9 protein-coding genes are annotated in these 12211 nt (G+C 64.7%); 2 read left to right on the top strand and 7 right to left on the bottom strand.

What is annotated here, in order from left to right; all coding sequences use genetic code 11:
* Window positions 1-4: 4 nt before the first annotated feature.
* Window positions 5-1171: a succinyl-diaminopimelate desuccinylase gene (gene dapE / locus QYM46_RS08015; RefSeq protein ID WP_432791512.1), complete on the bottom strand. Its 1167-nt coding sequence runs from the start codon at window positions 1169-1171 to the stop codon at window positions 5-7.
* 41 nt (window positions 1172-1212) lie between these two features.
* On the opposite strand from dapE, the gene dapD reads away from it, so the two are divergent.
* Window positions 1213-2157, top strand: coding sequence for a 2,3,4,5-tetrahydropyridine-2,6-dicarboxylate N-succinyltransferase (dapD, locus tag QYM46_RS08010; protein WP_432791511.1), 945 nt, complete (start codon window positions 1213-1215; stop codon window positions 2155-2157).
* Window positions 2158-2798: 641 nt separating this feature from the next.
* On the opposite strand, the gene QYM46_RS08005 is transcribed toward dapD, so the two are convergent.
* The 3 genes from QYM46_RS08005 to fdxA all read right to left on the bottom strand — a co-directional run bounded on the left by QYM46_RS08005 (window position 2799) and on the right by fdxA (window position 5768).
* Window positions 2799-4082 carry a citrate synthase gene (locus QYM46_RS08005; protein WP_101544913.1) on the bottom strand — a complete coding sequence of 428 codons (1284 nt, stop codon included), beginning with the start codon at window positions 4080-4082 and terminating at the stop codon, window positions 2799-2801.
* A gap of 234 nt (window positions 4083-4316) precedes the next feature.
* Window positions 4317-5438: a succinyldiaminopimelate transaminase gene (gene dapC, locus QYM46_RS08000; protein WP_432791510.1), complete on the bottom strand. Its 1122-nt coding sequence runs from the start codon at window positions 5436-5438 to the stop codon at window positions 4317-4319.
* A gap of 3 nt (window positions 5439-5441) precedes the next feature.
* Window positions 5442-5768, bottom strand: coding sequence for a ferredoxin (gene fdxA, locus QYM46_RS07995; RefSeq protein WP_025776980.1), 327 nt, complete (start codon window positions 5766-5768; stop codon window positions 5442-5444).
* 190 nt (window positions 5769-5958) lie between these two features.
* Here fdxA and QYM46_RS07990 point away from each other — a divergent pair, with 190 nt between their 5' ends.
* Window positions 5959-7044 carry a GNAT family N-acetyltransferase gene (locus QYM46_RS07990; RefSeq protein ID WP_432791509.1) on the top strand — a complete coding sequence of 362 codons (1086 nt, stop codon included), beginning with the start codon at window positions 5959-5961 and terminating at the stop codon, window positions 7042-7044.
* 33 nt (window positions 7045-7077) lie between these two features.
* On the opposite strand, the gene QYM46_RS07985 is transcribed toward QYM46_RS07990, so the two are convergent.
* Genes QYM46_RS07985 through typA form a run of 3 tightly spaced genes read right to left on the bottom strand, consistent with a single transcriptional unit; the run spans window position 7078 to window position 12172 of the window.
* Complete coding sequence (locus QYM46_RS07985; protein ID WP_432791508.1) at window positions 7078-8838, bottom strand: VanW family protein; 1761 nt, start codon at window positions 8836-8838, stop codon at window positions 7078-7080.
* 48 nt (window positions 8839-8886) lie between these two features.
* Window positions 8887-10209, bottom strand: a complete 1323-nt coding sequence (locus QYM46_RS07980; protein ID WP_432791507.1) for a PIG-L family deacetylase — start codon at window positions 10207-10209, stop codon at window positions 8887-8889.
* A gap of 52 nt (window positions 10210-10261) precedes the next feature.
* The gene (typA, locus tag QYM46_RS07975) at window positions 10262-12172 is read right to left on the bottom strand and encodes a translational GTPase TypA (protein WP_432791506.1); all 1911 of its coding nucleotides are present in this window, start codon (window positions 12170-12172) and stop codon (window positions 10262-10264) included.
* Window positions 12173-12211: the final 39 nt, after the last annotated feature.

The raw sequence follows: 12211 nt of genomic DNA, 5'->3' as shown, positions 1-12211 counted from the left end.
TCATTCACCGGCCCTGAAGGTAGCTGCGCAGAGTTGCGGTGGCCTGGTCCACCTCGGTGACTCTCACATGCTCATCCGACTTATGGGCGTACAGAGGGTTGCCAGGACCGAAATTCACCGCCGGAACTCCCAGTGCGCTGAATCGGGACACATCGGTCCAGCCGAGCTTCGGGGCCGGGGACAGTCCGAGCGTATCGATGAAGTCCTGGGCGATGGCCCTGTCGAGCCCGGGACGCGCACCCTCGGCGGCATCGGTGACGACGACGTCGAATCCGGTGAAGAACTCGCGTAGGAAGGACTCTGCCTCGGCGGCGGATTTGCTCGGAGCGAAGCGGTAGTTCACGGACACGACGCATTCGTCGGGCACGACATTGCCGGCGACTCCCCCGCGGATGTTCACAGCGGACAGGGATTCGCGGTAGTCGAGGCCGTCGACCGTGACGGTGTCGGTCTCGAATTCGGCGAGCCTGGTGAGCACCTCGGCGGCGGAGTGGACGGCGTTGACGCCCATGAATGCACGTGCCGAGTGGGCGCGGACTCCGGTGGTGGTGACGTCGACGCGGATGGTTCCGTTGCAGCCGCCTTCGACGGAGGCGTTCGAAGGTTCGCCGAGGATCGCGAAGTCACCGGTGAGCCAATCGGGGTGATTGCGGGAGACGCGGCCGAGCCCGTTGAGTGAGGCATCGACCTCTTCGTGGTCGTAGAAGACCCAGCTGACGTCGCGATTCGGTGCGGTCAGCGCGGCCGCCGTGGCCAGCTGCATCGCCACTCCGGCCTTCATGTCGCAGGCGCCCCGACCCCAGATGACCTCATCAGCGGGGTAGTTCTCTCCGGTCATATGGGTGCGCACAGGCGGAAGATTGTCTTCGACGGGAACGGTGTCGAGGTGGCCGGCGACGACGATGCGCTCGGCCAGGCCGAGGTTCGTGCGCGCGATGATCGTGTCTCCGTCGCGGAGGATCTCCAGATCCGGGCCCGGCCCTGCGCTGATCCTCTCCAGCACGTCGACGACGGCATCGGCGAGGACGGTTTCGTTCCCCGACACGGATTCGACGGCGCACAGGCGACCGGTGAGTTCGGCCGGGTCGCCCAGTGCGGCGAACAGGTATTCACCGAGGTCTCCGGTGGGCGCGAATATGGCATCAGTCTCAGCAGATGGATCGACAGTCATGTCTCTTAGCCTAGTACGGCGCCACCGTCTAGGCTTGAGGCATGACTGAACGCATTGTTTCCGCACGCGGACTCGCCACGATCCATTCCGACACCGTCCTCTCCGTCTGGTACCCCGCCTTGAGCACCGGTGATACCCACGACACCGCCGAGGCGGCCGCCACCGCCCGCGCCGCCGACGACGGAATCGACGCGCTCGTGGGCGCCGATGAGGCCCGCGGCACCCGGTCAGAAGTCGTCACCACCACGATCGATCTCGACGCCGGTCCCGCCTCGGCGGCCGATGCCTACCTGCGTCTGCACGCACTGTCCCACCGCGTCGTGACCCCCAACGACGTCAACCTCGACGGCATCTTCGGTCATATCGCCAATGTCGTGTGGACCTCCTTCGGCGCCTGCTCGCCCGAGGGCTTCGAGGCCACTCGCGCCAAACTGCTCGCCCGCGGTCCCGTCGCCGTATACGGACTCGACAAGTTCCCGCGGATGACGGACTTCGTCATCCCCTCCGGTGTGCGCATCGCCGATGCCGACCGTGTCCGTCTCGGCGCCCATCTTGCTCCCGGCACCACCGTCATGCACGAAGGCTTCGTCAACTTCAACGCCGGCACCCTCGGTTCGGCCATGGTCGAGGGCCGCATCTCGCAGGGCGTCGTCGTCGGCGACGGATCGGACATCGGCGGCGGAGCTTCGATCATGGGCACGCTCTCCGGCGGCGGCACTCACCGCATCTCCATCGGCTCGGGCAGCCTCCTCGGAGCGAATGCCGGAGTCGGCATCTCCATCGGCGATGACTGCATCGTCGAAGCCGGTCTCTACATCACTGCAGGCACCCGCGTGACGGTCCCCGGCGAAGGCGATGCCGTGGTCAAGGCCGCCGAGCTCAGCGGGAAGAACAACATCCTCTTCCGCCGCAATTCGGTCACCGGCGCCGTTGAGGCGATCGCCCGCGACTCCAAGGGCATCGAGCTCAACCCCGACCTGCACTGAGTCACACGCCGCACTGCCGCAGAGGGCGCGTTCACATCACGTGGACGCGCCCTCAGCGCATTCACTCCTCGCCGACGCCAGGCATCCCACATGCTTCGCGTCGAGTCACCCTGCTGGCGGCAATACTCCTCGCGAGTGCCATAACGCCCCGTTCCTACAGGGGTTTGCGGAACGAAAGGTGATGGATGCTCAAGCAGCTGTATGAACAGTCGCCAACGGTGAGAGTTGCTGCCGGCGGCAGAAGCAGCGTGCCTTCGACGGTTCTTCGCCACGACGCCTGACATCCGCCACCCGTACTGGCATACCACCGTGTTCCTGCAGGGGGTTGTGGCACGGAGGATGATGGATGCGTCAGTACCTGTAGGACAAGCCTCCTGCGGCGCATATCGGCACTACCGGTGCGGGATGGCGAACGAGGGCCTGCGATGAGGAAATGTTGGCGGCGGGAGGCCTGCCGGACAAATGCACCTGCAGAAAAGGCAGCGCAGAACAGCGCAGCCGCTGCGGGAGGGGGAAGGGCAGCAGCGCGGAACAGCGCAGCCGGTGTGGGATGGCGGGGAGCGGCAGCTCGAGACGGCCAGTGAATTCACGACGGCGCCGGGCAGAAGAGTCTGCTCCGACGCCGTTGCGTCTGTCGGGACTCAGCGTTCGCTGATGTCCTTGTAGTTCCGGTTGTATTCGCCCGTGTAGATCTGGCGGGGACGGCCGATCTTCGTCTCGGGGTCCTTGATCATCTCGCGCCACTGAGCGATCCAGCCGGGCAGACGACCGACCGAGAACAGCACAGTGAACATATTCGTCGGGAATCCGAGGGCCTTGTAGATGAGACCCGTGTAGAAGTCGACGTTCGGGTAGAGCTTGCGCTCGACGAAGTAGTCATCGGCCAGCGCGATCTCTTCGAGCTGCTGAGCCAGCTCGAGCAGCGGGTCGCCGCCGGAACGGGCGAGAACCTCGTCGGCCGTCTTCTTGATGATCTTCGCGCGCGGATCGTAGTTCTTGTACACGCGGTGACCGAAGCCCATGAGACGAACGCCGTCTTCCTTGTTCTTCACGCGCTCCATGAACTTCTTCGGTCCGTCATCGGAAGCCGCGATCTGCTCGAGCATCTCGAGCACAGCGGAGTTCGCGCCGCCGTGCAGCGGTCCGGCCAAGGCGTTGACTCCGGCCGAGATCGACTGGAACACGTTGGCCTGCGATGAGCCGACGAGACGAACCGTCGAGGTCGAGCAGTTCTGCTCGTGATCGGCGTGGAGGATGAACAGCTGATCCATGGCCTTGACTGCCAGCGGATCCGGTTCGTATTCCTCAGCGGGAACGCCGAAGTTCACGCGCAGGAAGTTCTCCACCAGGCTCAGCGAGTTGTCCGGGTGGATGACCGGCAGCCCCATGTTCTTCCGATGCGCAAGAGCTGCGATGGTCGGCATCTTCGCGAGCAGACGGAATGACGACGTGTCGATCTGGTCTTCGTCAAAGACATCGAGGTCATCTTGGTAGAACGTCGACAAAGCCGCGACGGCAGCTGCAACCATAGGCATCGGATGAGCGTCGTACGGGAACGCACGGAAGAAGCGTCGCAGGTCCTCGTGGACGATGGTGTGTCCGCGCAGGCGAGCGTCGAAGGCGTCGTACTGTTCCTGAGTCGGCAGCTCACCATAGATGAGGAGGTAGCAGACTTCGACGAAGTTCGACTGTTCCGCGAGCTGTTCGATCGGGTACCCGCGGTACTGCAGCTCACCGTTGTCACCATCGATGTAGGTGATGGACGACGAGGTGGTTGCAGTGTTGGCAAACCCTGGATCGTATGTGACCGCGCCGGTCTCTTTGAGCAGAGAACCGATACGGTATCCGTTGTTGCCCGCTGTTGCTGACACCTCGGGCAGTGTCAGCTCCGTATCAGCGATCCTGAGGTTCGCCTCCGAAGTCATTCGATCTCCTCACCGTTGACCGACCCCAAGAACTTCCTGAGGTGTTTTGCACAGTTCTTTCAAAGACTACCGACAACTGCGGGAATCAGAAAATCACTGCACGCTTCATATACTGGTCGGTAATACGTCTGACCAGGGAAAATAACAGTTTTTTGGCCTGCATGAAGTCTTAGCGGGAACTTAGCGGACGCTCGGAAACCGGTGGTTTCCGAGAACCGTGCCCCACCCCCGCCATCATTTCGAGGCGGCCCGAAGACGCTCGGCCGCGGCCCGGATCCGTTCGTCGGTGGCGGTCAGCGCAATTCGCACATGGTCGGCAGCCGCGGCTCCGTAGAACTCTCCGGGACCTGCGACGATGCCGAGTTCGGCGAGGTCAGCCAGGGACTCCCAGCAGTTCTTGTCTGCTGTCGACCACAGGTAGAGACCCGCGGTCGAATGATCGATGCGGAATCCGAACTCCTCGAGCCCGGTTCGCAGCTGCTCGCGCCGCGCCCGGTAGGTCTCCTTCTGCGCCAGCACGTGTTCCGTGTCGCGCAGTCCGGCGACCATGGCCTCTTGGATCGGGAAGGGGACGATCATGCCTGCGTGCTTGCGCGAGCGGGTGAGATCCGAGATGAGCTCGGCATCGCCGGCGACGAACGCCGCTCGGTAGCCGGCGAGGTTCGACTGCTTCGACATCGAGTACACACTCAGCACGCCGGCGTTCGACTCCCCCGCGGCCTTGAGCACACTCGGCGCCGGCTCATCGGATTCCCAGTTGAGCAGTCCGTAGCATTCGTCCGACGCCACGACGACTCCGGCGGCGCGAGCACGGCGAACCACCTCGGCGAGGGTGCCGACGTCGAGGACCTCTCCCGTCGGATTGCCCGGGGTGTTGATCCACAGCAGACCGACGCCGTCCAACGAGGCTCCGTCGACGACCTGGGCGGCATCGATGCGGCGGCATTCCACCCCGGCAATGGTCGCCCCCATCTCATAGGTCGGGTACGCGGCGGAGGGGCAGGCGACGGTCAGCCCGCGTTCGCGCAGCCCCAACAGAGTGGGCAGCCAGGCGACGAGCTCTTTCGAGCCGACGGTCGGCAGGATTTCGGCAGCGGGGTCGAGGCTGACCGAATGCCAGTTCTCGTACCACCGAGCGATGGCTTCACGCAGCTGCGCCGTTCCGGCGGTCGTCGGGTAGCCGTGGGCATCCCCTGCCTCCGACAGGGCGCGACGGATCACCTCAGGGGTGGGGTCGACGGGCGTACCGATGGAGAGATCGCAGACTCCGTCGGGATGCTCGGCGGCCCGGTTGCGGTATTCCGTGAGTCGGTCCCAGGGGTAGTCCGGGAGGTTGAGTCCGAATGCGTTCGTCATCGGTCAGTCGTCGTGGTTCTGGGGAGGCAGGGCGGAGATGATCGGGTGGTCCTTGCCGGTGTTGCCGAGCTTCGCGGCGCCGCCGGGCGAACCGAGGTCGTCGAAGAATTCGACGTTGGCCTTGTAGTACTCTTCCCATTCATCGGGCACATCGTCTTCGTAGAAGATGGCTTCGACGGGGCACACGGGTTCGCAGGCACCGCAGTCGACGCATTCGTCGGGGTGGATGTACAGGCTGCGTTCGCCCTCGTAGATGCAGTCGACGGGACATTCGTCGATGCAGGCCTTGTCCTTGAGGTCGACACAGGGCTGGGCAATGATGTACGTCACTGGGCTGACTCCTCGAAAGACTCACAGATGGTGCGCATGTACCTCCCACAATACGCCTCCGCGGGATTCCCGTGCTCACCGGTCCCAGGTGATTCGCATTGCATCTGACATCGCCGCTCCCGCCTGCGCCCGACCGCGGCGTGCGTGTCATAGGGTGGGAGGGCATCAATTTCGCGGAGGAAGGCCAGACGTGGACGATCTGCAGCCCGGCAGACGAGTGGTCGTGCGGTATTCGCTCGACCCCGGTGACACCCATTCGACGTCCGACGCCCTCGGCGTCGTCACAGCCGTCGACGAGGAGGGGCTCGAGATCGATACCAAGCGCGGTCCCCTGCGCATCGCTCGTGCCCAGATCCTCCTCGTCCACGAGGTGCCCCCGGCTCCGACCAAAGCCGGACGCACCCACGAGATCGTCTCCGCCGTGGATCTGCGGCGCATCTCCGCGGCCGCTTGGCTCCCCCGCGATGTGTCCTGGCTGCACGTGGAGAATCTGCGCAACGAAGGCACCGAGGCGGCCGCCGAGGTCAGCCTGCTGCAGAAGGGCTGGCTGCTGCGCCATTCGGAGTCCGCGACCCGCCGAGCCAATTCGTGTCTGCCCATTTCCGACACCGGTCTCGGGTGGGAGCAGGGGCTCGACGCAGTCGAGGAGTGGTATCGGACCCGAGGCGAGCCCGGTCGCGTCCAGATCTATTCCGCCGATGATTCCACCGCGCTTGCTCCAGAATGCGAGGGGCTCGCTCCCCTGCTCTCGGCCCGCGGCTACACCCCCTCAGAGGCCACCCTGCTGCTCACCGGCGCCACGAGCGAGGCAGCCGGCGGCGTGTCTTCCCCCGCCGAGGCGGCCGCTGCCGGTCTGCTCATCGACGTGAACGATGCACCGTCCTCCGAGCACTTCGCGGCGTGGACGTCGCAGCGCAGCCCCGGAGAGGAACCGGGTTCGGCTGAGGCGTTCAAGACACTCATCGAAGCCGATCAGCCGTGTGAGTTCGTCACCGCCTATGCCGAGCATCCCGACGGCTCCCGATCGATGGTAGCGGGATGCAGAGTGGTCGAGCGTAGCAAATGGGGAGTCATCACCAACCTCATCACCCGTCCCGATCTGCGACGTCGCGGTGCCGGGCGTTCGGTGGCCGCAGCTGCGGCGGCGCTGCTCGCTCAGCGCGGGGTTCGGTCCTACCTCGTCGACATCGAGTCGAGCAATGAGGCATCGTTGAACCTCTTCGCCTCTCTCGGCGCGACTGTCCGCCATCGGTCCTGGTACGCCGAAGCCCGCTGACCGGTCAGCCGGCCGGAATCCTGCTGCGAGGGCTCAGCCCTTGCATTCGACCTTGTTCACCGGCCGGTAGACCGTGGTGAATCCGTCCTTCGTGGTCTGACCCGAACTGATGCCCTTCATGGTCCGGGTGATCCGGATCGACCAGCCGCCCTTGGGCGACTGCGGGGTGCACGACGGTCCGCTTTCGGTGATCGAACCCGGTGAGGTGTGGTTGAACCGATCCGAGGCGCTGGCCGACACATCGTACTTCTTGACGCCGAAGACCTTCGCATGGACCTCTCCGTCCTTGAGGTACATATCGAGAACGACCGGGGTCTTCGAGTTGTTCGTGAACTTCATATCGATCGAGGACCAGTCGAGGGTCGACTCGCGGCCCTCCGGATAGCGGGAGATATAGCGCGAATGCGCTTGGTGTTCGTCGAGGTCGAAACCGGCGAAGAACGCGGCATTGAACAGTGTCGTCGACACCTGTGAGACTCCGCCGCCGTAGTCTTCCTTCATCTGACCTTCGGAGATCACGCCGGCAGGTTTGTAGCCGTTCGCCGCTGTGCGCTGGCCCAGAGCTTCGTTGAGGGAGAACTGCTCGCCGGGCTGGAGCACGGTGCCGGAGACCTTCTTCGAGGCCACACGCAGGTTGGTATCGCGGTTGGGTTCGGAGTTGTACCCGGTGGAGAAGTGAGACACAGTGTCGGAGACATCGGCCTTCTTCGCATCCTTCGTGGTGAATTCGGGTTTGACGGAGGCCAGGGTGACGCTCGGTTTGTCTTCCTTGCCGTTGATGGCGTCGGTGACCGCTCCGGTCAGCTCCTTGGCCTTGATGCCGATGCCGTCGCGGGAGGGCACGACCTCGGGCTTGCCGTCCTTGATCTCGAAACTCGCGTCCTCGGCCGGTCGCCCGATGTCCTTGTTCGCAGCCAGCACGGATTTCTGCAGAGCCTCCTGGTCGAAGACGGGCGTGAGCTTCGAGTCCTCGGCTTTGAATGTCAGAGTCTTCGCAATGGTCTTCGGGGACACGGTGAGGTCACCGCCCTTGACCTCGGAGTCCGCATCCTTGCCAGGCTTCGCCGTGATCGTGAGGTCCCTGCTCACTGCGTCTTTCGCGAATCCGTCGGCCATGTCTTCGGCTTCGGCCGTGGTGATGTCGGGTTCGACGCTCGTCGGGCTGACCGGCAGAGCATCCTCGGTGCGCAGCCAATGTTCGTCGACGGCGGTGCGCACGGCGGCGGTGTCGACGGTCTGGCCGTTCTTGCCGTCCTTGACCTTCGGGGTGGTCTTGTCGAACTCGAGTTCGGCGTCTGTCGGTTCGACGGCCAGTGATTCGGTGACCGTCGCCGTTGCCCTGTCGAACTTCTCCTCATCGACCTTGATGACGGGGTCGACGTCGTCATCACCGAAGAGCCGGTGCCAGATGACGGTGGGATCGAGGCTGAAGCCGGTGACGCGATCGACGGTGGCTCCGGCGTCGAAGGTGATTCCGGCCTTCTCCGGGTCGAGCTCCGCGGTCGGCTCGCCGGCTTTCAAGACGATGCCCTTCTCTGCGTCGTCGCGCAGATCATTGCGCAGGGTGTTCTCGGCCTCCGTCGCGGACTTGCCGCCGATGTCGATTCCGGCCACGGTCGTGCCCGGTGCCAGCACACGTCCGCTGAAGAAGCCGATCACCACGTAGATGGCGGCGAGCACGAGAACGGCCAGGAGGATGAAGGGCCAGATCTTCTTCTTCCGGGCGTCGCTGCCGGACGGGTCGGGCCCGCCGGGGGTCGAAGGTCCATCGGACAAGGTGTTGGTCGGCATCATTCTCCCGAGGGTGTCGATATCGACTGTGTCGGTGCGGTTCGGACGAGTCTAGCGAGTGCGATCGCGCCCGCGCACGCTGATGAAGGAGAAGACAGCGGCCAGGACCATCGGTCCGAGCAGCCACACAACGGAACGCAGCAGACCGGTGACGATCATATCGGCACCGGGCAGCCACTTCGGCTGGCCGAAGACGAAGGACAGTACGGCGATGATCACGGCGGCGACCAACATAGGGGCGCTGCTGCGGTACATCGTCTTCAGGTGCCACAGCCCCGCCGCGGCCAGAGCCAGCGCCAACGCGAGTCCCCACGGCACGATGATCGGGGCCTCGCCGAGATCGACGACAGTGACGTTGAGGTGCTGCATGGTGCCGAGGAAGGCGATGAGCAGCCCGAGGACGGCAGCGTGGAGGTAGGCGAAGATTCCGGGCTTCCGCGGCTCGCGACGACGTCGAGCAGGCGCGGCCGCTGCCGCGTTCTCCTGGTTGTCGACCGCGGCGATGTCGAGTCCGGCGAGCACGTGCGGGGTCGGTCCGGCGGTCAGCATCTCGGACGGGATCGGAGCCCCGGCTCCGATCGAGAAGTACTCGCGGTCGCCGATCTTCTGACCGACACCGTTCGACAGGGCGAAGAAGCCGCCGGACACGCTCACCTGGGTGCGATGAGCCTCGAGTGCCGCCCGTTTGGCCGGCAGCACCGAGGCGACGTCCTGGTCGACGACGATCTGACCGACCGGTGGTTTGGCCGGTATCGTCTCGGCGGCAGCGAACCCGGTGTCGGCGAACCCGTCCTGGTTGGGGTCGAACGATCGGCGGGCCACCTCGGTGGGGGTGTCGACATAGAGGAGCCGACCGGTCCGCCATTCGGCGAAGTCGAATGCCGCAGTCGTGGCCTCGTGCACCCGCACGTGGTCGGGGTGACCATAGCCCCCGTTGGCGGCATAGGTGATGATCGCATGCGGTTCGAAGGCATCGATGACGGCAGCGATATGCCGGGCCACGGTCGTGATGTCAGCTGCGCACAGAGCATCGTCGGTCATCGATGACGCCGGTCGGGCACGACCGTCCGGACCCCATTCCATGCCCGAATCCTCGAAGGTGCGCGTGGTCCCGCCGAGGAAGGTGTGCATGCGCACGCCGAGGGCACGCATCGCTTCGGCGATCTCCTGCTCCCGGGCCCGGGCGAGACCGGCCCGGTCGCCCTCGAGCTGCTTCAGCTCTGCGGGGATGACCTCGCCGCCCTCACCGCGGGTGGCGGTGAGCACCATGACCTCGGCATCCTCGGAGACCAATGCGGCGATCGTGCCGCCCGTCGTGATCGTCTCATCGTCGGGATGAGCGTGCACGAGGAGGACGCGTGGCGTAACAGTCATTGGTTCCTGGGTACTCGAGGTCATTCGGTGCTGCCGGATCAAGGATTCCGGCTCAGGCGTTCTGGCGGCGCATCTTCGCGTAGAGTTTGGCGCGTTCCTTCTGATCGAGTTCGACCTTGCGGATGCGGATGGCACCCGGGGTGACCTCGACGCACTCGTCCTCACGAGCGAACTCGAGGCTCTCCTCGAGGGTCAGCTTGCGCGGCGGAGTGAGGTTCTCGAAGCTGTCAGCCGATGCCGAACGCATGTTCGTCAGCTTCTTCTCCTTCGTGATGTTGACGTCCATGTCGTCGGCGCGGGAGTTCTCGCCCACGATCTGGCCCTCATAGACCTCGGAGGTCGGTTCGACGAAGAAGGTGCCGCGGTCCTGCAGGTTGATCATCGCGTACGGGGTCACCGTTCCGGCGCGGTCGGCCACGAGAGAGCCGTTGATCCGGAACTCGATATTGCCGGCCCACGGTCCGTATCCGGCCGAGATCGTGTTCGCGATTCCGGTGCCGCGGGTCTCGGTGAGGAACCGAGTGCGGAAGCCGATGAGGCCGCGGGCGGGAACCTTGAACTCCATCCGCACCCAGCCGGTGCCGTGGTTCGTCATCGTCGACATGACGCCCTTGCGTGCAGCCAGCAGCTGAGTCACGGCGCCGAGGTAGTCCTCCGGCACGTCGACCGTGAGCTCTTCGAAGGGCTCATGGACCTTGCCGTCGACCTGCTTGGTCACGACCTGAGGTTTGCCGACCGTGAGTTCGAATCCTTCACGGCGCATCTGCTCGACGAGGATGGCCAGAGCCAGCTCACCGCGACCCTGGACCTCCCAGGCGTCAGGGCGTTCGGTCGGGACGACCTTGAGTGAGACGTTGCCGACGAGCTCCTGGTCGAGGCGGTCCTTGACCATGCGGGCGGTGACCTTCGTGTTCTTCTCACGGCCGGCCAGCGGGGAGGTGTTGATGCCCACGGTCATCGAGATCGCCGGATCGTCGATGACGATCGCCGGCATCGGCTTCGGATTGTTGATGTCGGTGAGCGTGTCACCGATCATGATGTCGGGAATGCCGGCCACCGCGACGATGTCACCGGCCGAAGCCTCCGTGGCGGGCACTCGGTCGAGGCCCTGGGTCTCGAGCAGTTCGGTGATCTTCACCGAGCTGATCTCGTCACCGCGTGCCCAGGCGACCTGCTGGCCCTTCTTCAGCGTGCCGCCGAAGATGCGCAACAGCGCCAGACGACCGAGGAACGGCGAGGCGTCGAGGTTCGTGACGTGTGCCTGGAGAATGCCGTCGGAGTTGATCTCCGGTGCCGGGATAGTCTCGAGGATCGTCTTGAACAGCGGTTCGAGGTCGGGGTTGTCCGGGACCGCTCCATCGGCGGGCTGTTCGAGGGAGGCGGCACCTGCCTTCGCGGCGGCGAAGACGACAGGAACGTCGAGAACGGAGTCGACATCGAGGTCGGGGACTTCGTCGGCGAGGTCGGAGGCCAGTCCCAGGAGCAGATCCTGGGCTTCCTCGACGACTCCGTCGATGCGGGCATCGGCACGGTCGGTCTTGTTGATCACGAGGATGACGGGCAGCTTCGCGGCCAGCGTCTTGCGCAGGACGAAACGGGTCTGCGGCAGCGGACCCTCCGATGCGTCGACGAGGAGGACGACGCCGTCGACCATGGACAGCCCGCGTTCGACCTCTCCGCCGAAGTCGGCGTGGCCCGGGGTGTCGATGACATTGATGACGATGGGGTCCTCGCCGGCCGAGGGACCGTTGTAGAGGACGGAGGTGTTCTTCGCGAGAATGGTGATGCCCTTCTCACGTTCGAGGTCGCCTGAATCCATGACGCGTTCGGCGAAGTCGCCGTGTTCGCTGAACACACCGGTCTGCCGGAGCATGGCATCGACCAGCGTGGTCTTGCCGTGGTCGACGTGTGCGACGATTGCTACGTTTCGGCGGTTGTCCCGTCGTGTGATGGATTCAGTCATCAAGAACCTTTTTGAGATAGAGAGATCGGTCCAGCCCGG

Origin of the sequence: Brevibacterium sp. K11IcPPYGO002 (assembly GCF_050920635.1) — a bacterium.
In the GTDB taxonomy this organism is placed as follows: domain Bacteria; phylum Actinomycetota; class Actinomycetes; order Actinomycetales; family Brevibacteriaceae; genus Brevibacterium.
This window is presented reverse-complemented; position numbering and strand designations above follow the sequence as displayed.